The 26,725-nt window shown below is 51.5% G+C and carries 23 protein-coding genes; 7 read left to right on the top strand and 16 right to left on the bottom strand.

Annotated features, from left to right (window positions below; genetic code table 11):
* Positions 1–25: 25 nt before the first annotated feature.
* Positions 26–787, top strand: a complete 762-nt coding sequence (gene kduD / locus FCH32_RS21510) for a 2-dehydro-3-deoxy-D-gluconate 5-dehydrogenase KduD (protein WP_096755831.1) — start codon at positions 26–28, stop codon at positions 785–787.
* 314 nt (positions 788–1,101) lie between these two features.
* Positions 1,102–2,520, top strand: coding sequence for an arabinose-proton symporter AraE (gene araE / locus FCH32_RS21505; protein WP_096755832.1), 1,419 nt, complete (start codon positions 1,102–1,104; stop codon positions 2,518–2,520).
* Positions 2,521–2,606: 86 nt separating this feature from the next.
* On the opposite strand, the gene FCH32_RS21500 is transcribed toward araE, so the two are convergent.
* The 5 genes from FCH32_RS21500 to FCH32_RS21480 all read right to left on the bottom strand — a co-directional run bounded on the left by FCH32_RS21500 (position 2,607) and on the right by FCH32_RS21480 (position 7,639).
* Positions 2,607–3,893: an ABC transporter substrate-binding protein gene (locus FCH32_RS21500; protein WP_096755833.1), complete on the bottom strand. Its 1,287-nt coding sequence runs from the start codon at positions 3,891–3,893 to the stop codon at positions 2,607–2,609.
* Positions 3,894–3,906: 13 nt separating this feature from the next.
* Positions 3,907–5,034 (bottom strand): ABC transporter ATP-binding protein, encoded by a 1,128-nt coding sequence (locus FCH32_RS21495; RefSeq protein WP_096755834.1) that lies wholly within the window; start codon positions 5,032–5,034, stop codon positions 3,907–3,909.
* Between the two features lie 12 nt (positions 5,035–5,046).
* A complete protein-coding gene (locus FCH32_RS21490) occupies positions 5,047–5,949 on the bottom strand; it encodes a carbohydrate ABC transporter permease (protein WP_096755835.1) in 903 nt (300 codons plus the stop codon).
* Positions 5,942–6,832, bottom strand: a complete 891-nt coding sequence (locus FCH32_RS21485) for a carbohydrate ABC transporter permease (RefSeq protein WP_096755836.1) — start codon at positions 6,830–6,832, stop codon at positions 5,942–5,944. Before FCH32_RS21485 ends, FCH32_RS21490 begins: the two co-directional genes overlap by 8 nt.
* 480 nt (positions 6,833–7,312) lie before the next feature.
* A complete protein-coding gene (locus tag FCH32_RS21480) occupies positions 7,313–7,639 on the bottom strand; it encodes a cupin domain-containing protein (RefSeq protein WP_137363195.1) in 327 nt (108 codons plus the stop codon).
* Between the two features lie 143 nt (positions 7,640–7,782).
* On the opposite strand from FCH32_RS21480, the gene FCH32_RS21475 reads away from it, so the two are divergent.
* Positions 7,783–8,475 carry an aspartate/glutamate racemase gene (locus FCH32_RS21475; protein WP_174361521.1) on the top strand — a complete coding sequence of 231 codons (693 nt, stop codon included), beginning with the start codon at positions 7,783–7,785 and terminating at the stop codon, positions 8,473–8,475.
* A gap of 69 nt (positions 8,476–8,544) precedes the next feature.
* On the opposite strand, the gene FCH32_RS23370 is transcribed toward FCH32_RS21475, so the two are convergent.
* From FCH32_RS23370 to FCH32_RS21450, 5 genes are all read right to left on the bottom strand, one after another.
* A complete protein-coding gene (locus FCH32_RS23370; protein ID WP_338075332.1) occupies positions 8,545–9,639 on the bottom strand; it encodes a CfaE/CblD family pilus tip adhesin in 1,095 nt (364 codons plus the stop codon).
* An 11-nt stretch (positions 9,640–9,650) separates the two neighbouring features.
* Positions 9,651–12,347: a TcfC E-set like domain-containing protein gene (locus FCH32_RS21465; RefSeq protein WP_174361493.1), complete on the bottom strand. Its 2,697-nt coding sequence runs from the start codon at positions 12,345–12,347 to the stop codon at positions 9,651–9,653.
* A 79-nt stretch (positions 12,348–12,426) separates the two neighbouring features.
* Positions 12,427–12,936 (bottom strand): CS1 type fimbrial major subunit, encoded by a 510-nt coding sequence (locus FCH32_RS21460; RefSeq protein ID WP_174361492.1) that lies wholly within the window; start codon positions 12,934–12,936, stop codon positions 12,427–12,429.
* A 30-nt stretch (positions 12,937–12,966) separates the two neighbouring features.
* Positions 12,967–13,674: a fimbria/pilus periplasmic chaperone gene (locus tag FCH32_RS21455; RefSeq protein WP_174361491.1), complete on the bottom strand. Its 708-nt coding sequence runs from the start codon at positions 13,672–13,674 to the stop codon at positions 12,967–12,969.
* Between the two features lie 289 nt (positions 13,675–13,963).
* A complete protein-coding gene (locus tag FCH32_RS21450; protein ID WP_174361490.1) occupies positions 13,964–14,887 on the bottom strand; it encodes a LysR family transcriptional regulator in 924 nt (307 codons plus the stop codon).
* A 116-nt stretch (positions 14,888–15,003) separates the two neighbouring features.
* Between FCH32_RS21450 and lysA the strand changes: the two genes are divergently transcribed.
* The gene (lysA, locus tag FCH32_RS21445; protein ID WP_174361489.1) at positions 15,004–16,260 is read left to right on the top strand and encodes a diaminopimelate decarboxylase; all 1,257 of its coding nucleotides are present in this window, start codon (positions 15,004–15,006) and stop codon (positions 16,258–16,260) included.
* A 140-nt stretch (positions 16,261–16,400) separates the two neighbouring features.
* Here the strand turns inward: lysA and FCH32_RS21440 are convergent, their stop codons facing one another.
* Together FCH32_RS21440 and galR are read right to left on the bottom strand one after the other, a co-directional pair.
* Positions 16,401–17,411, bottom strand: coding sequence for a LacI family DNA-binding transcriptional regulator (locus FCH32_RS21440; RefSeq protein WP_096755840.1), 1,011 nt, complete (start codon positions 17,409–17,411; stop codon positions 16,401–16,403).
* A gap of 13 nt (positions 17,412–17,424) precedes the next feature.
* The gene (galR, locus tag FCH32_RS21435) at positions 17,425–18,453 is read right to left on the bottom strand and encodes an HTH-type transcriptional regulator GalR (protein WP_174361488.1); all 1,029 of its coding nucleotides are present in this window, start codon (positions 18,451–18,453) and stop codon (positions 17,425–17,427) included.
* Positions 18,454–19,055: 602 nt separating this feature from the next.
* On the opposite strand from galR, the gene aas reads away from it, so the two are divergent.
* A complete protein-coding gene (aas, locus tag FCH32_RS21430) occupies positions 19,056–21,215 on the top strand; it encodes a bifunctional acyl-ACP--phospholipid O-acyltransferase/long-chain-fatty-acid--ACP ligase (RefSeq protein ID WP_115257566.1) in 2,160 nt (719 codons plus the stop codon).
* Positions 21,208–22,401, top strand: coding sequence for a lysophospholipid transporter LplT (gene lplT / locus FCH32_RS21425; RefSeq protein WP_174361487.1), 1,194 nt, complete (start codon positions 21,208–21,210; stop codon positions 22,399–22,401). Before aas ends, lplT begins: the two co-directional genes overlap by 8 nt.
* 102 nt (positions 22,402–22,503) lie before the next feature.
* Here lplT and FCH32_RS21420 read toward each other — a convergent pair whose 3' ends face one another.
* The 4 genes from FCH32_RS21420 to mutH all read right to left on the bottom strand — a co-directional run bounded on the left by FCH32_RS21420 (position 22,504) and on the right by mutH (position 25,499).
* On the bottom strand, positions 22,504–23,544 hold the full coding sequence (locus FCH32_RS21420) for an NADP(H)-dependent aldo-keto reductase (protein WP_096755845.1): 1,041 nt from the start codon (positions 23,542–23,544) through the stop codon (positions 22,504–22,506).
* Between the two features lie 107 nt (positions 23,545–23,651).
* Positions 23,652–23,870, bottom strand: coding sequence for a lipoprotein YgdR (ygdR, locus tag FCH32_RS21415; RefSeq protein ID WP_000758660.1), 219 nt, complete (start codon positions 23,868–23,870; stop codon positions 23,652–23,654).
* Positions 23,871–24,014: 144 nt separating this feature from the next.
* A complete protein-coding gene (locus FCH32_RS21410; RefSeq protein WP_096755846.1) occupies positions 24,015–24,728 on the bottom strand; it encodes a TerC family protein in 714 nt (237 codons plus the stop codon).
* 78 nt (positions 24,729–24,806) lie between these two features.
* Positions 24,807–25,499 carry a DNA mismatch repair endonuclease MutH gene (gene mutH, locus FCH32_RS21405; protein WP_174361486.1) on the bottom strand — a complete coding sequence of 231 codons (693 nt, stop codon included), beginning with the start codon at positions 25,497–25,499 and terminating at the stop codon, positions 24,807–24,809.
* A 684-nt stretch (positions 25,500–26,183) separates the two neighbouring features.
* Between mutH and rppH the strand changes: the two genes are divergently transcribed.
* A complete protein-coding gene (rppH, locus tag FCH32_RS21400) occupies positions 26,184–26,714 on the top strand; it encodes an RNA pyrophosphohydrolase (protein WP_003825602.1) in 531 nt (176 codons plus the stop codon).
* Positions 26,715–26,725 lie beyond the last annotated feature (11 nt).

Here is a 26,725-nt window from a genome sequence, read left to right as displayed (position 1 = left end):
GCACTATAAAAAATAAGGATTAACAATGATTTTGAATGCATTCTCTCTTGAAGGTAAAGTCGCCGTTGTGACAGGTTGTGACACCGGTCTGGGCCAGGGTATGGCGCTGGGTCTGGCGGAAGCGGGCTGCGATATCGTGGGTATCAACATTGTTGAGCCGACAGAAACTATCGAACGTGTTACTGCCCTGGGCCGTCGCTTTTTAAGCCTGACTGCCGACCTGCGTCAGATTGACGGTATTCCGGCACTGCTGGAGCGCGCGGTGGCAGAATTCGGCCATATCGATATTCTGGTGAACAATGCGGGTCTTATTCGTCGTGATGATGCGATCGATTTCAGCGAAAAAGACTGGGACGACGTCATGAACCTGAACATTAAGAGCGTATTCTTTATGTCCCAGGCGGCGGCGAAGCACTTCATCGCGCAGGGCAACGGCGGGAAAATTATTAACATAGCCTCTATGCTCTCCTTCCAGGGTGGCATCCGCGTGCCGTCTTACACCGCATCAAAAAGCGGCGTGATGGGCGTAACCCGCCTGATGGCGAACGAGTGGGCAAAACACAACATCAACGTCAATGCGATTGCACCGGGCTACATGGCGACCAACAACACGCAACAGCTGCGTGCTGATGAGCAGCGTAGCGCAGAAATCCTCGATCGTATCCCGGCAGGCCGTTGGGGTCTGCCTGACGATCTGAAGGGGCCAATCGTATTCCTGGCCTCCAGCGCATCTGACTACATCAATGGTTATACCGTTGCAGTAGACGGCGGCTGGCTGGCGCGTTAATTCCCTCTCCAGTATTAAAAAACCTGCCAACGGCAGGTTTTTTTTGGTTTTAAGTTATTTTAATCCATATTATGGTTATAAATTAATCCATAAATAATTTCATATGTATGAAACGGTAATATTTAATACTCTTTAATATCAGTGTATTAAATTTTATTGAGTAATTATCTATAAATTTTAAAATTGTAATGTCCATCACATAACGGTATGAGCTAGCTATTTTATCCATAACTATGCCGTTTCCAGCCTGACGCCCCTGGCAAGGGATCCCTTATTTTCAGTTTTATGTCTTACTCTGTTTCTGGCAGGAAAAAATGGTCTCAATTAATCATGATGCTGCTTTAGCACCGCGCGCAATGCGCGACACGCGACGTATGAATCTGTTTGTCTCAGTTTCCGCTGCTGTCGCAGGATTATTATTTGGTCTGGATATTGGGGTGATCGCGGGTTCGCTGCCGTTTATCACTGAACACTTTGCGCTAAGCAGTCGTTTGCAGGAGTGGGTAGTCAGCAGCATGATGCTGGGTGCGGCAATTGGCGCACTGTTCAATGGCTGGCTCTCTTTCCGCCTCGGACGAAAATACAGTCTGATGGTCGGGGCAATCCTCTTTGTTCTCGGATCGTTGGGATCGGCATTAGCGACAAGCGTTGAGCTTCTGATCGCCGCCCGGGTAGTACTGGGGGTTGCCGTCGGGATTGCTTCCTATACCGCGCCGCTTTATCTCTCAGAAATGGCCAGTGAAAACGTGCGCGGAAAAATGATCAGCATGTACCAGCTGATGGTCACGCTGGGCATTGTGCTGGCCTTTTTATCCGATACGGCGTTCAGCTACACCGGCAACTGGCGGGCTATGCTCGGCGTGCTGGCCCTGCCTGCGGTGGTGCTGATTGTTCTGGTGGTGTTTTTACCGAACAGCCCGCGCTGGCTGGCACAAAAAGGGCGTCATATTGAAGCTGAAGAAGTGCTGCGTATGCTGCGAGATACCTCGGAAAAAGCCCGCGATGAACTGAATGACATCCGCGAAAGCCTGAAGCTAAAGCAGGGCGGATGGGCGCTGTTTAAGATCAACAGTAACGTGCGTCGTGCGGTTTTCCTCGGTATGTTGCTGCAGGCGATGCAGCAGTTCACCGGGATGAACATCATCATGTACTACGCGCCGCGGATTTTTAAGATGGCGGGCTTTACCACCACAGAACAGCAGATGATTGCCACCCTGGTGGTTGGCTTAACCTTTATGTTTGCTACGTTTATCGCCGTCTTTACCGTCGATAAAGCCGGGCGTAAACCGGCGCTGAAAATTGGTTTTACCGTGATGGCGCTGGGAACATTGGTGCTGGGCTACTGCCTGATGCAGTTTGATAACGGCACGGCATCCCGCGGGTTATCGTGGCTGTCCGTCGGCATGACCATGATGTGTATCGCCGGCTATGCGATGAGCGCCGCACCGGTGGTGTGGATCCTGTGCTCGGAAATTCAGCCGCTGAAATGCCGTGACTTTGGTATCACTTGTTCCACCACCACCAACTGGGTGTCGAATATGATCATCGGGGCAACGTTCCTGACGCTGCTCGACAGTATTGGCGCGGCCGGTACATTCTGGCTTTATACCGCGCTGAATGTCGTATTCATTGGTATTACGTTCTGGCTTATTCCTGAAACCAAAAATGTCACCCTGGAACATATCGAACGCAAACTGATGGCGGGAGAGAAGTTGCGGAACATCGGTGTGTAATGTTAATGCCCGGTGGCGGATTTCGCTTACCGGGCCGACAGGTTCGCATTGGCCGGGTAGGGCGAAGCCGCCACCCGGCTTTTTATTTAGCGCATCGCGCGTTTCAGGATACGCTCAGCCTGACGCTGGAAGTCTGCAGCAGCTTCTTCCACGGTTTTCTGACCGTAGTCGATGTACTGCAGTGACGTACCGAACTGCGCCACGATCTGCGGGTCATCAAAGTATGGCGACACGGTGAGTTTGGTTGGCAGCGACTGCGCCAGACGTAACCCAGCGACGGACGGATCGTTTTCTTTGATGGTGCCGTTTTGCGTCAGGATTTCAACGGCTGCTTTACTCAGCGGCACGCCGCGCTCCAGACCCAGCGTTTCGACACCTTCTTTGCTGTTCAGCAGGAAGTTAATCACTTTCGCGGCGGCTTCCGGATTTTTCGTGGATTTGCCAATAGACAGCATCTGCGCAGGTTTAAAGAACAGCCCTGCGTCCGTGGCACCTTCCATCATCGGGTAGCTACCCAGATCCAGCTTCGCCGGTGGCTTCAGGTTATCTGAATACTTGTTAATGGTGGAGTTCCACATGTAGGTTCCACCCCATTCGCCTTGGATCCACGGCTTCATTTCATACATGTTGCTCTTACCAAACGACGCATAGTATTTGGTGTCTGGCATTACGTGGCTATCAACCAGCTTTTTATAGGTCTGGAAGAACTCAACCCACTGCTCTTTGGAGTAGGAGAATTTCTTGGTCTTTTCATCTACGGCTGGAATGTTGTACTTCTGGATCATGTACGAGTTCAGCAGCGCCAGCGTGTCCTGATGCTCCAGTACCACCGGGTAGTACTGTTTGCCGAGCTTGCTTTCGAACGTTTTGCCCGCAGCCATCAACTCATCCCAGGTTTTCGGGTATTCAACGCCCGCTTTTTTCCAGGTTTCATCGTTAAAGTAGAACACGCGCGCGGTGACGGAAATGGGGATCCCGTTCAGCTTGCCGTTAACGGTAGTGGACTGCAGTTCTTTTGGATCGAACTGGCTTAAGTCGATCACGTCCTTCATTTTGTTCAAGTCGTAAAAACCGTCGCCATTTTTCGAGAAAATCGGCAGCCAGTTCCAGTTGGTTTGCATCACATCCGGCTCGGTACCGCCCGCAATCTGCGTGGTCAGGCGGGATAAGTGACCATCCCAGCCGGTATATTCGGCTTTGACGGTGATATCCGGGTTCAGCTTGTGAAACTCTTCTAACGCTTTCAGCGTGACCTGGTGGCGGCCATTGCCCCCCCACCAGGACATACGTAAATCAACATCCTTTGCCATAGAAGGCAGCGCGGTCAGGCCCAGAGTGGCGGAGATAGCGGCGCTTAAAAGCACTTTTTTCATTTTTATAACTCCATTAGAGAGAGATGTTCTTTTCAGTTTTTGCGTCAAAGAGATGACATTTATTTATATCGAACTTGAAATGCACCTTGCGGTTAAGACCTTTATCAATCATTGGCTTAGCTTTATCTGAAGGGATGCGAGCAGTCAGTTCGTAATCTGCCACTTTCAGGTAAACAAAGAATTCATGGCCCATGTTTTCCACGCGTACCATTTCGCCACTACAGTTGCCTTCGGCAAAAGGCTCTTCGGCGACGTCGACGAATTCCGGACGGATGCCGTAGAAGACATCCTGACCGACATAAGAAGAGACTTTCTCCTGCTTTTCGTCGTTCAACGGCATGGTTTCATTGCCGATGGCAATGTGCAGACGTCCCTCTTGTTCCACCAGCTTGCAGGGGCGAATGTTCATCTCCGGTGCGCCGATAAAGCCAGCCACGAACATATTTTTCGGCTTGTGGTACAGGTTATCCGGGGTATCAACCTGCATGATGTGTCCCAGTTTCATCACGCAGATGCGGTCACCCATGGTCATCGCTTCGGTCTGATCGTGGGTCACGTACACGGTGGTGGCCGGCTTGCCGGATTTCTTCAACTGCTTGTGCAGGTCGGAAATACGGATACGCATTGAGGCACGCAGTTTGGCATCAAGGTTGGACAGCGGTTCGTCGAACAGAAACACGTCCGGTTTCTTCACAATCGCACGGCCAACGGCCACACGCTGTGCCTGACCACCGGAGAGCTGGCGAGGCAGGCGCTCCAGCAGTTCTTCCAGTTCGAGGATCTTCGCTGCTTCGTTTACCTGGGCATCAATCTGTGCCTTCGGCATTTTGCTTAGCTTCAGGCCGAACGCCAGGTTCTCACGCACCGTCATGTGCGGGTACAGCGCATAGTTCTGGAATACCATCGCAATCCCGCGCTCCTTCGGTGCCAGATTGTTCACAATCTTCTCGCCGATACGCACTTCGCCGCCGCTGATGGTTTCCAGACCTGCCAGCATACGCAGGGTGGTGGACTTGGCGCAGCCGGATGGCCCGACAATCACCATGAATTCCCCTTCTGCAATTTTCAGGTCGATACCATGTACCGCTTTGAAGCCGTTGGAGTACACTTTTTCCAGTTTATTAAAAATCACTTCAGCCATGATATTTCCCTCTTAACCTTTAATTCCGCTGCTGGTAACGCCCTGTACGAAGTAGCGTTGTGCCAGGAAGAACACAATGATGGATGGCAGAATGGAGATACTCGCCATTGCCAGAATTTCGTTCCACGGCGCACCTTCGGTAACGTCGATGGACATTTTCAGCGCCAGTGCAATCGGGTATTTATCCACGCTGTAGACATAAATCAGCGGCCCGATAAAGTCGTTCATTGACCACATGAACTGGAACAGAGCGACAGAGATGATGGCCGGTTTCAGAATCGGCACCACCACGTACCACAGCACCTGGAAGGAGTTACAGCCGTCAATCTGCGCCGCTTCTTCCATGTCACGCGGTACGCCGCGCAGGAACTGAATCAGCATGAAGACAAAGAACCCTTGCGTGGCGAAGGCCAGCGGCAGGTACAGCGGCATATAGCTGTTCAGCATGCCCATTTCACGGAACATCAGGTACTGCGGGATCAGCAAGACGGTGCTTGGCAGCAGCATGGTGGTGATGAGCGTGGCGAACCAGAATTTCTTCCATGGGATCTCGAAGCGGGCAAAGCCGTATGCCACGATGGTGGAAGAGATAATGGTCAGGATGACTTTCGGAATCACATACTTAAAGGTGTTCAGCATGTAATGGCCGAAGGTGTATTCGGTACCGGTTTTCCAGCCGTTGACGAAGCCATCCCAGGTGGCGTTTGCAGGCCACAGGCTCAGGGTGGTGAAGATCTCGTGGTTCGGTTTGAACGAGGCCGAGAACATCCACACCAGCGGGTACAGCATCAGCAGCCCTACCAACAGCAGGATCACGTAGCGGATGGCCGCGTTAATTTTTTCCCGACGCAGGGTGCGGGCAACTTCACGCTCAGCGATGCTCTGAGCTTCAGAGATTTGTTGGATATCAGCCATTTTTGCCTCCCTTATCGGCGGAATAGAACACCCAGTATTTCGAAGACTTGAAGGCAATGGCCGCAAAGACCGCAACAACCAGGAACAATACCCAGGCCAGCGCCGCGCCGTAGCCCATGTCAAAGTACTTGAAGGCCGTGTCGTAGATGTACAGGGAGAACAGGTAAGTGGAGTAGGTTGGTCCGCCGCCGGTTATCACGTACGGGCCAGTAAACTCCTGGAATGCCTGTGTGGTCTGCATGATGAAGTTGAAGAAGATAACCGGCGTAATCAACGGCACGGTGACTTTCATAAACATCTGCCATTTGGATGCGCCATCGATCATTGCCGCTTCGTACTGAGACTGCGGTACGTTTTGCAACGCCGCGAGGAAGATAACCATCGCGGAGCCAAACTGCCAGACGCGCAGCAGGGTCACGGACATCAGTGCCAGCGAGGGTTCACCCAGCCAGTTAACCGGGTCAAAGCCTAATACACCGATAAAGCTGTTCAGCAGACCGTCGATGGCAAACAGCGCACGCCACAGCACGGCGATAGCCACGGAGCTACCGAGGATGGACGGAATATAGTAAGCCGTACGGAAGAAGCCGATACCGCGTAATTTAAAGTTAAGAACAAACGCAATCCCTAATGCAAATGCCAGTTTTAATGGGATTGTCAAAAATACGTAGGCGAACGTCACGCCCATGGATTTCCAGAAGAGAGCATCTTCTGTCAGCATGTAGCGATAGTTCTCGATGCCGTTAAACACCGGCGGACTCATCAAGTCATACTCAGTAAAACTGAGGAAGAAAGATGAAACGAATGGGAAGGCGGTAAAGATTATCAACCCTATGATATAGGGTGATATCCACGCCAATCCCAGCATTCTGTTTTCATTCATACATACCTACCTGGCGAGTAATGGTTTAATACGGATTCGGTTGTAACGAACCGGACATACTCTCTGGATGCCCGGTGTGTCGGCGTTCTGTGTCTGTTTGCGATACCAATGCTCCCTGTTAATGATTGATATACAATGCTTTTAATGTTGTCATTAACCGGTTTTCATCCTAACGATCAACATGAATGAACCGCCGTTCTTGATTTGTAAAACATCGTTTTAATTTATTTTATTGCGATTTGTTTCTACGTCATTCACATAATGATGGAAATGTGATCAAAGTCGAAACGGCGTTTCAAATAGGTGAGGTGCGCGTCATATTTTAAAAATTCCTGCCGGATTTCTATGGGTTATGACGACATGTATGGCAGCTTTTTTGGCGGGTTAAAGTAATGAAAGTTATATTATTAACATGCTAACAATGCTATTGCGGGCATAAAAAAACCTTCCACTAAGGAAGGCTTGAAATAAAGGGGGACATTATCTTTTCAGGAAGTCTTCACGTACCGGTGTGAAGGTATCCAGTAATGTTCCCGGCTTTAAACACACGCAGCCGTGCATAATATTGGGTTGTTTATATAACGTGTCACCGGCGCGCACGACATGCTTTTCTTCGCCAATGGTAAATTCAAATTCACCTGACAGCACGTAGGTTAGCTGCTCGTGCGGGTGGCAGTGCATTGGGCCAACTGCGCCTTGTTCAAAGTTGACTTCAACGGCCATCATTTTGCCATCGTGAGCCAGAATGCGGCGGCTCACGCCATTGCCCAAATCTTCAAGGGTGGTTTCTTTATGAAAAATAAACATCCGGCAGTCCTGTAGTATGTTGAAACAATGTTTCATTAAATTTATATCAGAAAGAGTAAAAAAAGAAACGCTTGCTCACAGATGTGGAAAGTTGATCACATCTTTGCTTCACTGGCATGACGGTAACGAACGCGGGGAAAATGATGAAAACGATCGGTCTGTTAGGTGGTATGAGCTGGGAATCGACCATTCCTTATTATCGCTTGATTAACGAAGGCGTAAAACAGCGATTGGGTGGCCTGCATTCGGCGCAGATCCTACTGCACAGCGTGGATTTCCATGAGATTGAGCTGTGTCAGAGTCGTGGCGAGTGGGATAAAGCGGGCGACATTCTGGCGCAGGCTGCGCGGGGACTTCAACAGGCCGGTGCCGAGGGCATTGTGCTGTGTACCAACACCATGCATAAGGTAGCCGGGGCGATTGAAGCCGCCTGTAATGTGCCTTTTCTGCATATTGCGGATGCAACAGGACGCGCCATCAGTCAGCAGAATATGAGTAATGTGGCGCTGTTGGGTACGCGCTACACCATGGAGCAGGATTTCTATCGCGGTCGCCTACAGGATGAATTTGGTATTAGCACCTTGATTCCCGAACAAGACGTACGCCTGAAAATTAACCGGATAATTTTTGAAGAGCTATGCCTTGGCGAGTTCAGCGATGCGTCGCGTGATTATTACCTGAGTGTGATAGGTGAACTGGCGAGCCAGGGAGCGCAAGGGGTGATTTTTGGTTGTACCGAGATTGGTCTGCTGGTGCCAGCAGAATTAAGCCCACTACCGGTGTTTGATACGGCGGCGATTCATGCGGCTGATGCGGTGGAGTTTATGCTGTCTTGATGCTGGGGTGCCGGATGGCGCTTGCGCTTATCCGGCCTACATTATGGGGCAGGCCGGATAAGCGCGTTGTTAGATGCTGTTCAGGCTGGGGCTAAATTCCACGGTCAGTACGCCTTTATAGTATCCGGCGGCTTTGTCGGTGACGCGGAATTTATCCACAATCAGCCGCAGCGGTGCAGGGGAGCAAAGGACAGGATAGGTAATCGACGGTAGTCGTACCGGACGTACTTGATCCTGACCGTTTTCTCCGGCTTGTAGAGTGAAGGAATCGTTGTTTTTAACCGTTCTCCAGCCTTTGCTGTGAGGATCGAACATTTCCACGCGGTAATCGACTCGTTCGGCTTCATCTGTTCCGCCCGTGGCGGTGTTGTAGATAGAGAAATAACCGTTTTGGCGGGCCGCCGCCGCTTTACCTTCATCTTTAAACGATAGCGTCATGCTGTCGCTGTTGGAGTTGAAGCCGTCGTACAGACACATATCGAGCGTCGTGACATCTTCAACATAGCTATTGCTGGTGACCGATCCGGTCGGGTGCAGATCAAGCTGAACCAGTGGGTTAGCGCCGTTAAATTCCGGGAAGTAAATATCCTGTTTGCCAGTGGCTTTGCCTTTCAAAACTATGTCAGCAGAGTAATTCACAACGGTATCAGCTTTGTTAAAACCAACTTTAAGCTGGCCTTCCCACACGCCGCCAACGGGTAGGTTATTCATCTCGTCCTGGGGCATCCAGACCGTCAATGTCCTGGAGTTTGCACTAATTGAATTACAAGATGCTTGGTATGAGAAATTGAGTGGTCTGTGACCCCCACACGTAAATGACTGACTTGGGTCTGTTGTATCGTAAATCAGTCCTTGTAGATAAGCCTGCAATTTTAAAACATGGCTCATTCCGCTACGCTTTTCTTTGACTATTATGCTGATAGTCGATGAGTTGCTCTGGTGGGTACATGTTTGCTGAATATCTGCATATGCGCATGTATAGGTACCGAATGATAAGCTATACCCATAGGCACCAATGTAATCGTCTTTCCAAAGGTAATAATCTGCTGGTGCCCCTGAAGGGAGAACATAATCTTGTGTGGCTGTTACATTAGGGGTTGGCCCGGTATAGGTATCGGCGCTGGCAGAACCGCTAATGAGTGCGCCGCACAGGATTAATAACATCGTGATTTTCATCATTGCACACTCTCCCTTTGTGCGGTTTCTAGCGCTTGTCTGCGCTGTGATTGCTTAAGCTGTGCCTGTACCTGAATTGGCGAAGGCAACTGATCGTAGGTCACCACAGAGCATTGAATATCTCCGGCAAAGCGAATGCTGGCGCGTTTCTTCAGTACCTTCAGTGGGCATTTCAGGAATGACTGACCAGCCAATACGTACAGATCGCGTGAAGAGCTCTGCATTTCCAGCGTGAACCCACCGTCATCTGCCATCAGCAACATCGCACTGTTTACCCCAATGACTGGATATTTTTTCAGCGCTTCCGGCAGCAGCAGTCGGCCAATATAGTTGTAGTTAAAGGTAGCGGACACCTCGCGATAGCGCAGTTTACCTGGCAGCAACATCAGGCTCTGTTTACCTGAACCGGTAATCAGGTTGGTGGTACCGGTCTGGTTTTTACGTGCGCTGTCGTTGACGTCGACGTAACCCATTTCATAACCGGTGTAAGGGAACAGGACCGATTCATCGCCGGTCAGGCTGGCTTTACTGCCATTTGTGGTGGCATCCACGGACAAATCATCGGCATCGGTGTCGTCCATTTTTTTCACCGCGATTAGCACGGCTGCCGATGGGTCACCGTTACCCGCGCGGCCAACCTGCACCCCGTGGCGGCTGACGGCAAGCGTGGAGCTGTAGCTGCCGGTAAAGGCGGTACTGTGATCGCGGTCCTGCGTGTCGTAGCTGTCGGTGAGATAGGCGCTGAGGTTGCCATACAGACCATCAATACGACCGTTGACGCCGCTGTCGAGGGTATCAGTATTAATACCGCCAAGGCTCACACCCACTTCTTTATGGTTGACGTTATCGTCATACCAGGTCCGTGCCAGATTCCAGGATGTCTGGTCGCTACTGTTTTTACTAGTGCGATAATCGGCACCGATGGTGGTGCTACGGCTGCGCGCGTTATTATCCTGGCGCGGCATCTCACTGAAGGTAAACATAAAGTAGGCACCGTTATCGTTGCCGGTGCTGTCGTTGTTGTTACGCGTAAATACGCCGAGGTTGGTGTTCAGGATCCAGCTAGTCAGGCTGAAAGAGCGTGAGGCGCTAAACTGGATAGTATCTGAGGTGGAATTAGCGCTTGCCTGGTTGAAATAGTTATCACTAAAGTCTTCGTCGTTGTCCCAGCGCGTGCGATAGTCCGCATGGTTGCGGGTGCGGTTCCAGTTTAAGGAAAGGCTCCAGCTTAAGATGTTTTGTGATAGACCTGCGCTGATGCTTTCAAAACAGTTGAGATCGTAATCTTCAGAATCAGTATCGCCGGAACACTGACCGCCGCTAGTATCTTTTCGGTACAAGTTCAGTGAGGGCAAGTTCTCCACCCGCCAGTTGAGCTGCTGCATGTTACCGCGGCCACCCTGGTCGTTATAGAAAAAGCCGGTTTGCAGATCCATATCACCCAAAGCACCCAGTGCCGGGGTTATATGACCGTTAACTTCCGCAGAAAAGTTATTGTCTACCGAGGCCACGCCGAGCATCAGCTCGCTTTGTGCCGTTACCGGAAGCCGCACGCCAGCCTGGGCAGAGGTGGAACCGTCATCGCTATAGCTTGTTGATGAACTGGAGTCATCCGCCAGTTTACCCGCCTGGATAAACCACTGGGCATGGCCGTCCGTTATGCTCCCCGTTTTGGTAAAAGGAACCACTTCAGTACGGGCAAGCTGATTGCTTTCATAAATTTTCAGCTGAAGGGTATAGCTCCCTGACGGGAACGAGCTGGTGTCGAGTGACTGATTGCCGCCGTTTAAGTAAAACGAACCGAGCAGTTGGTTATCGCGATAGGCATCAACGCGTGAGCTGCGCGAAAGCAATACGTTGACCGGTGTGCCCTGGCCCGCCTGTTCGCGGTTGAGATAGCTCAAGGTCGATCCTGCGCGAACCCCGTCAAAGGCGTCAAGCGGCAGGAAGGTGAAATTAAAGTTACCGCCATCAAGATTAAACAGGCTGCGGCTATCCATTCGCCCGCCCTGAACGTAAAAGCGGCTCATGAGATCATAGCGATAGTACAGTTCGCTGACGTCAACATCAGTCTCGGTTTCACCATCGCTCTCGTTGCCATTCAGGCTCCAGTAACCGCCAATGTAGCTGTTATCGGTGATGCCTAATGCGCCCGTACCTTGCAGATATGCCGATTTAAAATCGTCCTGGATGGCGACGTTAATATCCTGCTGATGGATGAACGCGTTAACGATATCATCATCCTGGCTTGCTTTCAGATAGAGAGCGGTTTGGGTGCTGTCGGGATACCACTCTTTATTTAAGAAGAGATTGACGGCGTTCTGCTCGTCATTATAAATCAGTGCGACGTCGTTAGTGGTGAGATAACCGCAACCAGCGCCGCTGTTTACCGTCGAACAGGCAAGTTCACCGTGACGTTCAAGAGGCTGGCTGAGTTTTGCTACAACGGTTTTGATACGATCTTGATCGTTACCCAGGGCCATTGCGGTGATAATCTTTTGGGGCTGTTCAAACTTAACGGTATCAAGGTTCACGGTGGCGTAAAACTTACCCAGATTGCGTCCTGCAAGATGGACGTCAATATATTCCTGCTGGCCCTGCACGATGGCTTCAAATCCTGGTGGAATTGAGTCTGTACGTGCATGAGCGACATTGAGTATGGAAAAGATTAATAGCCCAAGAATTGATTTTTTCATTACTCAATCATCTTCCTTGATATAGTAAAAAATGAACCGAAGACTTTTCTTCGGTTCATTGGGTTTATTGCAGTAAAAATTAGATAGTGCCGGCGTTCTGGTACAGATAGATGCTGACAATACCCTGATAGGTACCGGTAGTCAGAGGTTCCTGCGTGGTCTGTGCGATCTGCAGGGCTTTAGCTACAGAACCTGTTTTCAGTGCGGTATCAGCATTCGGGAACAGTTCTTTTGCTGCCAGAGTTACCGCGGTAGTAGACAGCGCTTCGCCGCCCCAGGAAACGGTCATCGGAACGGTGTCACCACCCAGGCTGTTAACCAGAACGGCATCGCTGGTCAACTGCATCATGACATCACTTGTCACGTCGTTTGCCCAGATTTTGGTCTGCAGCTGGTAAGGAACCAGACCGGTGCCTGGGATATACTGCATATCAACGTTTTTTGGCAGCGCAGAGTTATCAACCTGAGTCATATCCAGCGCGGCATCAACGGTTGCAGTAACGGTAATATCTTTCTGTACTGCCATTGCAGAACCCATTACAGAAACCATTGCCAAAGCGAGTAAGGATTTAGAGATAACTGATTTCATTTACTTATATTCCATGTAATAAATTACTGATTAATGAATTGGGAAGTCCTGCGAGTGCTTTGACTTGTCAATCCAGTTCCAATACTGAACAACGATCCGGTCGTAATTCAATATGTTTTTAGGTACATAGCTAGCGCGTGGGTAAATATTATTACCAACATCCTGCCATGCACAGTCTTTGTCTGATTGTGATTTTTTACACAATCCTATTTTTAATATTTTAAAACGCTGGTTACCGGTGTTTGTTATTTTTCCATCGGCAAGTAGGTTGATTTTTAGCTGCGGGTTTTCTGGTGGGACGCTGACGAGTACACCCCAGATAAGATTAATGGTTAACTGCGACTTGGTATTTTGAGTCCCTTCAAGCGGGTCATCAAGCTGCGGTACTGCCTCGAACTTCACACGGTAGGTTGTCTCTTCCTTTACCGGCTCCATTGCGACCAGTCGTACCATTTTAGTGGCGCCAGCGGGGAGGGCGAATTTGGGAGGCATAACGACAATCGCGGTAGGATCGCCATTTTTAATTTCAGTTTCTTTTTCTTGGGTTGTGCCGATACCGGTAATATTAAGAATTGACGTCTTAATATATTGCACATCGCTGGAGCGAGAAATAACACGCACGCTGCTTTCGCCTTGATCGTTCATATCAACTGACATGGGATAGACGGACATATTTGCGTGGCAGAGCGGGGCCAAACATGCTAGTGAAATAGCACACAGGTTTAACTTTAGTGTCATGTTATAATTCCCTGTTAGTCATTCTGTTATTCAGCATCCTGTTGAATAAGTAATGCGCTAGTTATGGTTTAATATTTAAAGTAAGAAAGTGTTATGGAATGAGGTAAAATTATACTTTTTACGATTCGCAATAAAGTGTGTTTTCCTAAAAAGTATATTAAGGAAAGATTAAATCATATTTTGCGTGAATGGATTTCAATGTTATATAATATCTTATTTATTGGTTTCATTATGTTATAAATAAAAAACACTTCTTTAGCTATTTGTGCTACATGGTTTTTTTGGGATTTTATGAATTTAGCCAGCATTTATAAGATTCAATGATATTAGGTGTTTGATGTATTAAATGACTGCTAAAAGCATCAACCAGCGCTGATGAAGGGCGATGTAAAGGATGCACTAGACTTACGGTAAACGGCACCGAAACGCTAAATCGGCGGATAACGATCCCACTGCTGGCATAGTCCATCGCCGTCAGCGGATTCACAACAGAGATCCCCACGCCTGCGCGTACCATCGCGCAAATAGAGGCGGCGCTATGGGTTTCAATCACCATCCGGCGTTTGACCTGATGCTCGTTAAACAGGGTATCCAGCAGTTGGCGGTAGCTGTCGGTGCGGGACAGACTAATATAGTTTTCGCCCTGAAAATCTTGCGGTGTTAAGACCGTTTTTTCAGCCAGCGGATGCCCTTGCGGCAATACGCAAACTTCATCAAGCGAGAGTAACTCCGTGCGTTGGGTTCCGGCGGGAGTATGCAGCGTCTCCGTTATGCCTAAATCGTGACGCTGTGCCGACAGCCACTCCTCCAGCAGTGGAGACTCCTGCGGCACAATCTGAATATTCACCTGCGGATAGCGCGCCAGAAACGGTTGCAGCAGCGAGGGCAAAAAGGATTGTGAAAAGACCGGCAGACAGACAATCGATAACTCCCCCTGGCGGAACTCGCGCAGGCTTTCTGCGGCACTGACGATGCGGTCTAGGCCGTACCAGGAACGCTGCACTTCTTCAAATAACCGTAACCCTTGCACCGTTGGGTGCAGGCGACCACGGCTGCGCTCGAAAAGCTTTAATCCTAGCACCTGTTCAAATCGCGCCAGCTCGCGGCTGACGGTCGGCTGCGAGGTATTTAGCATCCGCGCGGCTTCCGTCAGATTACCCGCCGTCATAATGGCGTGAAAAATTTCGATATGGCGCAGGTTAACGGCAGGCATGGGTAATCCTCGAATAAACAGTCCATATCATTTTTGCATAGACTCGCGATAAAACGATATTTTTTATTCTGTTCAGGCTGTGGCGTAATCATAAAAAACAGATACCGGAGTTCGCTATGCCACGTCCACTCAACAATACCGATACTGACCTGACCGCTGATAACCTGCTGTGCCTGCCCGCCGAATTTGGCTGTCCGGTGTGGGTTTACGATGCGCAAATCATCCGTGCGCAGATTGCTAAACTCGGCCAGTTTGACGTGGTGCGATTTGCCCAGAAGGCGTGCTCAAATATTCATATCCTGCGCCTGATGCGTGAGCAGGGCGTGAAGGTGGATTCCGTCTCATTAGGCGAGATTGAACGTGCGCTGGCGGCGGGGTTCGTGCCGGGTAACGATGAGATTGTCTTTACCGCCGATATGATTGATGAAGCGACGCTGGCACGGGTGCATGAGCTGCAAATCCCCGTTAACGCCGGGTCGGTGGATATGCTTGAGCAACTGGGCCAGGTATCGCCGGGTCACCGCGTGTGGCTGCGTGTTAACCCTGGTTTTGGTCATGGGCACAGCCAGAAAACCAATACCGGCGGTGAAAATAGCAAGCACGGGATCTGGTATAGCGACCTTCCGGCGGCGCTGGAAGTGATCCAGCGCTACCAGCTAAAACTGGTCGGTATTCATATGCATATTGGCTCCGGCGTGGACTACGGTCATCTGGAGCAGGTGTGCGGCGCGATGGTGCGTCAGGTGGTGGAGTTTGGCCAGGATCTTGACGCGATCTCGGCGGGTGGTGGCTTATCGATCCCGTATCGTGAAGGGGAAGAGGCGATCAATACCGATCACTACTTTGGTCTGTGGAACGCCGCGCGTGAGCAAATTGCTAAACATCTGGGGCATCCGGTGAAACTTGAGATCGAGCCTGGGCGTTTTCTGGTGGCCGAAGCGGGTGTGCTGGTGGCGCAAGTACGCAGCGTTAAAGAGATGGGTAGCCGCCATTTTGTATTGATCGACGCCGGTTTTAACGATCTGATGCGCCCGGCGATGTACGGTAGTTATCACCACATTTCGGCGCTGGCGGGTGATGGTCGTTCGTTAGAGCAGGCCGCGCAGATTGACACAGTGGTTGCCGGGCCGCTATGTGAATCCGGTGATGTATTTACCCAGCAGGAGGGCGGCAAAGTCGAAACGCGTCTGCTGCCAGCGGTTGTACCGGGCGATTATCTGGTGCTACACGATACCGGGGCGTACGGCGCGTCGATGTCGTCGAATTACAACAGCCGACCGCTGCTACCGGAAGTGCTGTTTGATAACGGCGTGGCGCGACTGATTCGTCGTCGACAGACGATTGAAGAGCTGTTGGCGCTGGAGCTTATTTGATAGATGGGATTCCCGGCGGCGCTGCGCTTGGCCGGGTGTAGGCCGGATAAGGCGGTAGCCGCCATCCGGCAATGTGCGCGGTGATGCCTGATGGCGCTACGCTTATCAGGTCTACAAATATGCACGAATGTATCCCGGAACTATTCGTAAAACGGCCCTGTTGTGACCGAATCACGCAATATCAACGTGCCGGTAAATGGCGGGATGGGTTCAACGTTCTCACCGTTCGCCAGGCGGACGGCCTGGTCGATGGCTGTGGTGATCATGCTATCAATCGGCAGATAGACGGTCGACAGCCCCGGCTCCAGCCATTTGGCGCTGGGGGCATCATCAAAACCAAACAGCGATACATCCTGCGGGATCTTCAGCCCGGCCTGATGTAATGCTTTTGAGGCACCTAATGCCATATCATCGTTACAGGCAAAGAGGGCGCTGAAAATCACCCCTTCCTCCAGCAATTCACGGCAGGCCTCGAAGCCTCTCATCATCGTAGAATCACCGTATTTAACTTTCGCGGGATCCCAGGGAATACCATGCTTTTCCAGCGCCTTACGATAACCCATCAGGCGTGACTTACCGGTCGGGGTATGGTGCGGGACGGTGATACAGGCAATATCGCTATGGCCTTGTGAAATCAGGTAACTTACCGCTTGATACGCCGCATTTTCTTGTTCAAAGAAAATTGCCCGGTCGCGGGCCTGGCTGACATCGCGATTAATGACCAGCAGTGGCATATTAATGCTATGCATCAGCGACATAATCGCTTTTTCGCTCATATAGCGGGTGTAAAGAATAATGGCGTCGCACTGGCGGTCGGCCAGCATTTGTACCGCTTCCTGTTCGCGCTCCGGCGTATCGTGGCCGTCGGTCACGATCAGCTGTTTGCCGTGGGATTCGGTTTGGCGTGAAGCCTGTTGCAGCAGACGGCCAAAATAGAAGCCATCGAATGTGGAAACCACCAGGCCAATGCTGTTACTGGTGCGATTCGCCAGCGAACGCGCCAAAAAATTAGGGCGGTAGTCTAAGGCCTGCATGGCATTAAAGACTTTCTGGCGCGTGCTTTCTTTGACTTGACCCGTTCCGTTCAGCACACGCGAAACGGTCGCTTTTGATACGCCAGCATGACGAGAAACATCCAACATCGTTGTCATGACGCTATCCTGATTAATCCTTTGACGAAGAATTCCCTGATTCTGTCAGCGTCGAAACGGAATGTCGACGGACCAGCGTAGGGTTGAATACATGCGTTATTTCCGGTGCCGGAAGGTTGTCGGCCAACGCCAGCGCCAGTTCGGCGGCCTGGGTTGCCATCGTTACTATTGGGTAGCGTACCGTCGTCAGCCGTGGACGCACGTAGCGGGAAACCAGCACATCATCAAAACCGATCAGTGATATTTCGCCCGGTACATCGATGCCATTATCATTTAATACACCCATAGCACCTGCCGCCATTGAGTCGTTATAGCAGGCGACAGCGGTGAAGTTCTTGCCACGTCCCAGCAGTTCCGTCATCGCCTGTTCGCCGCCGCTTTCGTCCGGTTCACCGAAGGTCACCAGCCGATCGTTGACCGGGATGTTGCTTTCTGCCAGTGCATCGTAATAGCCCCGCAGACGATCTTCTGCATCAGAAATACTGTGGTTAGAACACAGGTAGCCGATGCGCGTATGCCCCTGCTGGATGAGGTGGCGGGTTGCCAGCCATGCGCCGTAACGGTCATCAAGCGCAACGCAGCGCTGTTCGAAGCCAGGCAGGATGCGATTGATAAGCACCATGCCGGGGATTTGTTTCATTAATGACGCCAGCTCCGCGTCCGGGATAATTTTTGCGTGAACCACCAGAGCCGCGCAGCGGTGGCGAATAAGTTGCTCAATCGCCTGACGTTCTTTCTGCTCGTTATGGTAGCCGTTACCAATCAGTAAAAAATTACCCGTGTTATAGGCCACCTGCTCGACAGCTTTAACCATTGCCCCGAAGAATGGATCGGACACATCACCCACCACCAGACCGACGGTCTCGGTGGATTGCTGTGCCAGCGCACGCGCATTGGCATTAGGGTGGTAGTTGAGTGATTCCATTGCACTCATCACAGCCAGGCGGGAGGCTTCGCTGGCTTTAGGGGAATGATTGATCACGCGAGAAACGGTGGCGACTGATACACCAGCGAGTTGGGCTACGTCCTTTATAGTCGCCATGATAGTACCTGTTGTGGGTAAACGCTTACATTCCGTCAGTGTTACGGAAAATGGCTGGTTGTTCAAGCAGATTGCCCATCAGGACTGCGCAAATGTGAGCGCACACGAGCGAAGTAAGACAGAAAGAGAGAATGAAAATCTTTGCTTACACTTTGCGATGACCTGTTGCGATTGTTCGCTGGCGAGGAGAAAGACAGGATTGCTAGAGTTGGGATCCCAGAGGTATTGATAGGTGAAATCAGCTTTCGGGTTGATCACAAGATTTACACCAACCTGCGCAGATGCGCAGGTTTTTTTTTGCCTTTACGCGCATCTGTAACAGTAAGCGATAATTTACACAACTGGTTGCACTTGGGTTCATTCCTTTGCGTTTTCGGACTGGCGTATCGGCCCGGTGGCGACCACAATCAAGATCCCAGAGGTATTGATTGGTGAGATTATTCGGTACGCATTTCGTACCTGTCTCTTGCACCAACCTGCGCGGATGCGCAGGTTTTTTTTCGCCTCTTTTTTCGGACTCCATTTACCTGTCGCGCCTCCCCCACAACTCGTATAATCTGCCACCATTCATCTTTAGATAATTGATGGTACAGGGAGTTGAAATGCTATTAGGGTTTTTTCGCAATGTGTTTCGCGTGCTTTTCCGCGTTCGCCTTACGGGCGATGTCAGTGCACTACGGGGAGAGCGCGTCTTAATCACTCCCAATCATGTCTCTTTTATCGACGGTATGCTGCTGGCGCTGTTTTTGCCGATTCGCCCGGTCTTTGCGGTTTATACCTCGATCAGCCAGCAATGGTACATGCGCTGGCTCACCCCGCTGATTGATTTCGTGCCGCTAGACCCCACTAAACCGATGTCAATTAAGCATCTGGTTCGCCTGGTTGAGCAGGGACGTCCGGTGGTTATTTTCCCGGAAGGCCGTATTTCGACCACCGGCTCATTGATGAAAATCTATGACGGTGCCGGATTTGTCGCGGCGAAATCGGGCGCGACGGTGGTGCCAGTGCGCATTGAGGGCGCTGAGCTGAGCTACTTTAGCCGCCTGAAAGGTTTAGTTAAACGACGTTTCTTCCCACGCATTCAGCTACATATCCTGCCGCCTACGCAGTTACCGATGCCAGAAGCGCCGCGCGCCCGCGATCGCCGCAAGATGGCCGGTGAAATGCTGCACCAGATTATGATGGAAGCGCGCATGGCCGTACGACCGCGTGAAACGTTGTATGAGTCTCTGCTGGCGGCGAAGTACCGCTTTGGCGCAGGAAAAAACTGCATTGAAGACGTTAACTTTACCCCGGACAGCTATCGCAAACTGCTGACCAAAACGCTGTTTGTTGCCCGTATTCTGGAAAAATACAGCGTAGAAGGTGAGAAGATTGGTCTGATGCTCCCCAATGCGGGGATTAGCGCGGCTGTGATTTTTGGCGCTATTGCCCGTCGACGTATTCCGGCCATGATGAACTACACGGCGGGCGTAAAAGGGCTGACCAGCGCCATTACCGCCTCCGAAATCAAAACGATTTTTACCTCCCGCCAGTTTCTCGACAAAGGCAAACTCTGGCATCTGCCGGAACAGCTTACCCAGGTGCGCTGGGTGTACCTGGAAGATTTAAAAGCCGATGTTACCTTTAACGATAAAGTGTGGATTTTCTCTCATCTGCTGATGCCGCACCTGGCTCAGGTGAAGCAGCAGCCTGAAGAAGCTGCGGTGATCCTCTTTACCTCCGGCTCTGAGGGCCATCCGAAAGGTGTGGTGCACAGCCACAAAAGCATTCTGGCGAACGTCGAGCAAATTAAAACCATTGCCGACTTCACCGCCGACGATCGCTTTATGTCGGCGCTGCCGTTGTTCCACTCTTTCGGCCTGACGGTGGGGCTGTTTACGCCGCTCCTGACCGGTGCCGAAGTCTTTCTCTATCCCAGCCCGCTGCATTATCGCATTGTGCCGGAGCTGGTGTATGACCGAAACTGCACCGTGTTGTTTGGCACCTCGACGTTCCTCGGCAACTACGCGCGCTTTGCCCATCCTTATGATTTCCACCGCCTGCGCTACGTGGTAGCGGGAGCTGAAAAGCTGCAGGACACCACAAAGCAACTGTGGCAGGAGAAGTTTGGGTTGCGTGTGCTTGAAGGTTATGGCGTGACGGAATGTGCGCCGGTGGTGTCGATTAACGTGCCGATGGCGGCAAAATCAGGCACGGTAGGGCGTATTCTGCCCGGTATGGATGCCCGACTGCTGGCGGTTCCAGGCATTGAAGACGGCGGACGTTTGCAGTTGAAAGGTCCGAACATTATGAGCGGCTATTTGCGCGTTGAAAACCCGGGTGTACTGGAAGTGCCGACGGCAGAAAATGCACAGGGCGAGGTTGAGCGCGGCTGGTATGACACCGGTGACATTGTGCGTTTTGACGAGAACGGCTTTGTGCAGATTCAGGGGCGCGCCAAGCGCTTTGCGAAAATTGCTGGTGAGATGGTATCGCTGGAAATGGTGGAGCAGCTGGCGCTGGCGGTCTCTGCTGACAAAATGCACGCCACGGCTATCAAGAGTGATGCCAGCAAAGGTGAGGCGCTGGTGTTGTTCACCACAGACAGCGAGCTGACGCGTGAAAAACTGCTGCAGCATGCGCGGGCCCACGGCATCCCTGAGCTTGCCGTGCCGCGTGATATTCGCCACCTGAAGCAACTCCCTCTCCTCGGCAGCGGTAAGCCGGACTTTGTAACGCTGAAAAGCTGGGTTGATGAACCGGAACAACAACATGCGTGAGTCAGTACACACTAACACTTCAATCTGGTCCAAAGGGATGATGTCCGTTATCGCCGCGCAGTTTCTGTCGGCGTTTGGCGATAACGCGCTGCTGTTTGCCACCCTGGCGTTGCTGAAAGAGCAATTCTATCCGGACTGGAGCCAGCCGATCCTGCAAATGGTGTTTGTGGGTGCTTACATTCTTTTCGCCCCTTTTGTCGGGCAGGTGGCGGACAGCTTTGCCAAAGGCAGAGTGATGATGTTCGCCAACGGTCTCAAACTGCTGGGGGCGGCAAGTATTTGCTTCGGTGTTAACCCTTTTCTGGGGTACACGCTAGTGGGAGTTGGCGCGGCGGCGTATTCACCGGCCAAGTATGGCATTCTCGGGGAACTGACCACCGGCGATAAACTGGTGAAAGCTAACGGTCTGATGGAAGCCTCAACCATCGCTGCTATTCTGCTGGGCTCGGTGGCTGGCGGTGTGCTTGCCGACAGGCATGTGATAGCCGCGCTCTCGGTTTGCGCACTGGCCTATGCGGGTGCGGTGGTGGCTAACCTGTCAATCCCGAAGCTTGCTGCCGCGCGTCCTGGTCAGTCGTGGCATCTGGGGAAAATGACGCGCAGCTTCTTCTGCGCGGCGTCTTCGTTGTGGCGCAACGGTGAAACGCGTTTCTCGTTGGTGGGAACCAGCCTGTTTTGGGGCGCGGGGGTGACGCTGCGTTTTCTGCTGGTACTGTGGGTGCCGGTAGCGTTGGGGATTACCGATAATGCCACACCGACCTATCTCAACGCGATGGTGGCAATTGGGATTGTTGTTGGCGCGGGTGCTGCGGCGAAGCTGGTCACGCTGGAGACAGTGTCTCGCTGTATGCCCGCGGGGATCCTGATTGGCGTCGGCGTACTGTTCTTATCTCTGCAGCATGCGCTGTTGCCGTCCTATGGGCTGCTGATGCTTATTGGTGTGCTGGGCGGTTTCTTTGTTGTGCCGCTGAATGCGCTCCTACAAGAGCGAGGCAAAAAAAGCGTCGGCGCGGGTAATGCCATCGCGGTGCAAAATCTGGGTGAAAACAGCGCCATGCTGCTGATGCTCGGTATTTACTCGCTGGCGGTGCTGGTGGGCATTCCGGCAGTTGCTATCGGAATTGGCTTTGGCGGGCTGTTCGCGCTGGCGATTACGGCGCTGTGGATCTGGCAACGTCGCCATTAGCCTGTTACGTGCTGTTGCCGGATGGCGGCGTTGCCTTATCCGGCCTACAGTACGGCTTGTTTTTGTAGGCCTGATAAGCGTAGCGCCATCAGGCACTACACGTTACGGTGCAGGATAGGTATAAACCTGATGCACCGCTTCAATCTCTGCCAGTACCTCTTCGCTTAACGTCAGATGCAAACTTTCGACATTGGTTTTTAGCTGCTCCATAGTTGTCGCCCCCAGCAGGGTGCTGGCGACAAACGGCTGGCGACGCACAAAGGCCAGTGCCATCTGCGCCGGGTCCAGGTTATGGCGTTTGGCGATATCTACGTAGGCGGCGACGGCTTTTTGCGTCTGTTCGCCGCTGTAGCGCGTGAAGCGACTAAACAGCGTATGGCGTGCGCCGGCAGGCTGCGCGCCGTTCAGGTACTTACCGGTTAATGTGCCAAAGCCCAGGCACGAGTAGGCCAGCAGTTCAATGCCTTCGTACTGGCTGACTTCCGCTAATCCCACTTCAAAGCTACGGTTCAGCAGGCTGTAGGGGTTCTGGATAGTGACAATGCGCGGCAGGTCGTGTTTGTCCGCCAGGTGTAAATAGCGCATGACGCCAAATGCGGTTTCGTTGGACACGCCGATATAGCGAATTTTCCCGGCGCGCTGAAATTCTGTTAGCGCTTCCAACGTTTCCAGCAGAGTGACTACCGGAGCGGAGTCTGTCCAGCTGTAGCCCAGCTTGCCAAAGCAGTTGGTTGGGCGCTGTGGCCAGTGAACCTGATACAGGTCCAGATAATCGGTTTGCAGGCGTTTGAGGCTGTCGTTCAGTGCCTGGCGAATGTTTTTACGATCCAGCGCCTGATTCGGGCGAATGCCGCTGTCATTATTACGCGACGGCCCGCTGACCTTCGAGGCGACGATCAGTTTTTCACGGCTGCCGTGTTTAGCGAGCCAGTTGCCGACGTAGGTTTCCGTGAGGCCCTGGGTTTCCGGGCGTGGCGGGACCGGATACATCTCGGCAACGTCGATTAAATTGATGCCTTGTGCTACGGCATAGTCAAGCTGTGCGTGTGCGTCGGCTTCGCTGTTTTGTTCACCAAACGTCATTGTGCCCAGCCCCAGTGTACTGACTTCCAGCGAGCTGTGGGGTATACGGTGATATTGCATAGCCGTTTCCTTTTTATAATCACAACATAAGGATTATAAAAATGGCTGAGGGAAGGGAAAAAGGGAAGCAAAATTGTTAAGGCCAGCAGCGAGGCTGACCTCAACCATCAACGCTCAATGATTTGAGATACGTCGTCGCGGTTAATCTGCATCGCATTGCCTTGCTGGTCGTGATAGCTCACCAGACCGGTATCATCATCAATTTCGGGTTTACCGTCGGTCAGGATCATCCGACCATCTTTGGTCGCCATCACATAATCACTGCTGCATCCAGAAACGGCGAAAGCCAATCCTACCGCGGAAATTAAAACTGCCCATTTTTTCATCTATTTATCCTCACGTGGCCTGCGTCTGACACTAGTTTAGTAATAACGCGAAGTTATGCCGGGTGAAAGCAGTAAAATCTTAATCTGTGAGAAGAAAAGGTGATGTGGGTCGTCGCTCCCCTTGTGGGAGAGCGACTGATGGGGTCAGAGCGGGTTCTTTTTATTGCGCAACAGGTTCAGGGTCTCTACACCGATAGAGAAGAACATGGCGAAATAAATGTACCCTTTCGGCACATGCACATCGAAACTTTCCAGAATCAGCGTGAAGCCGACCAGGATCAGGAAAGAGAGTGCCAGCATTTTTACCGAGGGATGGCGATCCACAAATTCACCAATCGGGCGTGCCGCAAACATCATCACGCCGACGGCAATAACTACCGCCGCCATCATGATAAACAGATGATCGGACAAGCCTACTGCGGTGATGACGGAGTCCAGGCTGAAGATAATGTCTAACAACATGATCTGCACAATTGCCCCGAGGAACGAGGATACGCGCGTTTTCAGCCCTTCTTCTTCACCTTCTATAGACTCATGAATCTCCTTACTGGCTTTCCAGATCAGGAACAATCCACCAAGCAGAAGGATCAGGTCACGCGCTGAGATCGCCTCGCCAAACACCTCAAACAGCGGGTTGGTCAGACGCGTGACCCAGGCGATAGACGCCAGTAGTGCCAGACGCATGATCATCGCTGCCGCCAGCCCGATACGTCGGGCATGACTGCGTTGTGCGGTCGGGAGTTTAGCTACGACCAAAGAAAGGAAAATAATATTGTCGATCCCCAGAACGATCTCCAGCAGCGTCAGCGTACCGAGCGCCAGCCAGGCGTTAGGATCGGTTATCCATGCAAATAACATCGAACAAAGTCCTGCCAAAAAAAAGAAGCGCTAATTATAGGCGCGTAACGCGGCGGGCGAAAGGCCGGGCTGTGCCTATTACGTCTGGAATAAAAAATGACGCTCCAGCAGTGCGCGCGTGAAGTTCTTTTTTAGATAAAAACCGCGTGGCAGGGTCAGAATTGGCGCACCATTTGCGCCAATGGCTTCGGTTAGCGCTTTCGCATTGGCGGCTTTTGGGCGTAGCTGTAACACTTCCCCATGGCGGGCGGTGATGCGTTCGACGTGGCCCAGCACAATCATGTCCATCAATTCTTCCCAGTCCAGGCGTAATTGCCGGTCTTCTTCTTCATTCGGACTCCATAACAGCGGGGATCCTACGCGACGTTGGGCTAACGGGATGCTGCGTTCCCCTTCCACCGGTACCCACAGCACACGTTTAAGTTTATGGCGGACATGGCTGGTTTCCCATGTTACGCCGGTATTGCCGGTTAATGGTGCTACGCAAACGAAGGTGGTTTCCAGCGGTCTGCCAAGACTGTCCACAGGGATCGTTTTCAGCTCTACGCCTAGCGCCGCAAAATCCTGCTCCGGCTTGCTGCCCGCGCTGGCGCCGAGCCAGATCTCCAGCAGTACGCCGATCCAGCCTTTGTCCCGTTTCAAATCGTTGGGGGTTACAATCCCCGCCATTGCCGCCAGTTCCCCTAACGTGTAGCCCGAAAGCCGCCGTGCCTGGGCAAGCAGCAGGGCTTCGGATTCAGGGGGAGAAAGCAGTGGCTGGAGTTCTGACATTGAGTTAACCCTTAGGCGAAAAAATGAGCAATGATTTTATACCGAGTGGACAGAGTTTATCTTTTTCCACAAGCTTTACTCAATTATCTGATTTATATTGATTTTTAAATTTCATAATCAAGAGTTGCGCAACAACCGATGAGGTTTTCCAATTCTGGTCACTGACAATGAACAGGATCTTACACCATGTTATCCACAGAAAGATGGGATAACTGTGAAAAACCCCCACTACTGTTTCAATTTACAGCCTTGACGTGCGACGAAAATCGAATTTTCACACAAATTGTGCCTAACTTATTGGCACAATCTGTGGATAAAACCAACGCTGGTTGATCTTTCATCAGCTCGAGGATCGTATGCGTGATGTACATCACATTTCTGTGTGTTAGGTGACAGTATTTGCTTTTAACTCAATGAATATAGACGACTAATTTTTATATGTGACAAAGGTCATATTCAGACTGTTCCGGGTTTTCCCATAGTAATTCCGTACTTCTTCACAACTATATCCACAGAAAAGGTGAATAAAATCGCCTAACTCAGCCTACCTCTGTTTATAACTCAGTCCTTTGCTGTGAGTTATTCAATTGTTATTAGAGTCTCGTGTACTTAACACAGTGGTTTACCGCCTCTCAGGAGTGTGAAACAATCGTTTATATATAAGGTTTATGTTGAGGTAGTCCGGTGATTGATGACGATGGCTACCGCCCGAATGTAGGAATAGTAATTTGTAACCGCCAGGGGCAGGTCATGTGGGCCCGGCGATTTGGTCAGCACTCCTGGCAATTCCCGCAAGGTGGGATAAACGCGGGAGAGACAGCAGAGCAGGCGATGTACCGGGAACTGTTTGAAGAAGTGGGCCTCAGTCGTAAAGATGTGCGGATCCTGGCTTCTACTCGTAACTGGTTGCGTTACAAGTTACCGAAACGTTTGGTGCGTTGGGACACGAAGCCGGTTTGTATCGGCCAGAAACAAAAATGGTTCCTTCTGCAATTGGTAAGCAGCGATGCTGAGATCAATATGCAAACCAGCAGCACGCCCGAGTTCGATGGCTGGCGTTGGGTGAGTTACTGGTATCCGGTTCGACAGGTAGTGTCATTTAAACGCGATGTCTATCGCAGGGTGATGAAAGAATTCGCAAGTGTTGTGATGGCGCTTCAGGAGAGTACCCCAAAGCCGCAAAGCGCACCTGCGTACAGACGTAAAAGAGGTTAAGCTACGCAAAT

Source organism: Citrobacter gillenii, from assembly GCF_013337685.1.
GTDB classification, from domain to species: Bacteria; Pseudomonadota; Gammaproteobacteria; order Enterobacterales; family Enterobacteriaceae; genus Citrobacter; species Citrobacter gillenii.
This window is presented reverse-complemented; position numbering and strand designations above follow the sequence as displayed.

Coding starts and splice junctions, on each gene's coding strand:
- kduD (WP_096755831.1), top strand. CDS start 26: ATGATTTTGAATGCATTCTCTCTTGAAGGTAAAGTCGCCGTTGTGACA.
- araE (WP_096755832.1), top strand. CDS start 1,102: ATGGTCTCAATTAATCATGATGCTGCTTTAGCACCGCGCGCAATGCGC.
- FCH32_RS21500 (WP_096755833.1), bottom strand. CDS start 3,893: ATGAAAAAAGTGCTTTTAAGCGCCGCTATCTCCGCCACTCTGGGCCTG.
- FCH32_RS21495 (WP_096755834.1), bottom strand. CDS start 5,034: ATGGCTGAAGTGATTTTTAATAAACTGGAAAAAGTGTACTCCAACGGC.
- FCH32_RS21490 (WP_096755835.1), bottom strand. CDS start 5,949: ATGGCTGATATCCAACAAATCTCTGAAGCTCAGAGCATCGCTGAGCGT.
- FCH32_RS21485 (WP_096755836.1), bottom strand. CDS start 6,832: ATGAATGAAAACAGAATGCTGGGATTGGCGTGGATATCACCCTATATC.
- FCH32_RS21480 (WP_137363195.1), bottom strand. CDS start 7,639: ATGTTTATTTTTCATAAAGAAACCACCCTTGAAGATTTGGGCAATGGC.
- FCH32_RS21475 (WP_174361521.1), top strand. CDS start 7,783: ATGAAAACGATCGGTCTGTTAGGTGGTATGAGCTGGGAATCGACCATT.
- FCH32_RS23370 (WP_338075332.1), bottom strand. CDS start 9,639: ATGTTATTAATCCTGTGCGGCGCACTCATTAGCGGTTCTGCCAGCGCC.
- FCH32_RS21465 (WP_174361493.1), bottom strand. CDS start 12,347: ATGAAAAAATCAATTCTTGGGCTATTAATCTTTTCCATACTCAATGTC.
- FCH32_RS21460 (WP_174361492.1), bottom strand. CDS start 12,936: ATGAAATCAGTTATCTCTAAATCCTTACTCGCTTTGGCAATGGTTTCT.
- FCH32_RS21455 (WP_174361491.1), bottom strand. CDS start 13,674: ATGACACTAAAGTTAAACCTGTGTGCTATTTCACTAGCATGTTTGGCC.
- FCH32_RS21450 (WP_174361490.1), bottom strand. CDS start 14,887: ATGCCTGCCGTTAACCTGCGCCATATCGAAATTTTTCACGCCATTATG.
- lysA (WP_174361489.1), top strand. CDS start 15,004: ATGCCACGTCCACTCAACAATACCGATACTGACCTGACCGCTGATAAC.
- FCH32_RS21440 (WP_096755840.1), bottom strand. CDS start 17,411: ATGACAACGATGTTGGATGTTTCTCGTCATGCTGGCGTATCAAAAGCG.
- galR (WP_174361488.1), bottom strand. CDS start 18,453: ATGGCGACTATAAAGGACGTAGCCCAACTCGCTGGTGTATCAGTCGCC.
- aas (WP_115257566.1), top strand. CDS start 19,056: ATGCTATTAGGGTTTTTTCGCAATGTGTTTCGCGTGCTTTTCCGCGTT.
- lplT (WP_174361487.1), top strand. CDS start 21,208: ATGCGTGAGTCAGTACACACTAACACTTCAATCTGGTCCAAAGGGATG.
- FCH32_RS21420 (WP_096755845.1), bottom strand. CDS start 23,544: ATGCAATATCACCGTATACCCCACAGCTCGCTGGAAGTCAGTACACTG.
- ygdR (WP_000758660.1), bottom strand. CDS start 23,870: ATGAAAAAATGGGCAGTTTTAATTTCCGCGGTAGGATTGGCTTTCGCC.
- FCH32_RS21410 (WP_096755846.1), bottom strand. CDS start 24,728: ATGTTATTTGCATGGATAACCGATCCTAACGCCTGGCTGGCGCTCGGT.
- mutH (WP_174361486.1), bottom strand. CDS start 25,499: ATGTCAGAACTCCAGCCACTGCTTTCTCCCCCTGAATCCGAAGCCCTG.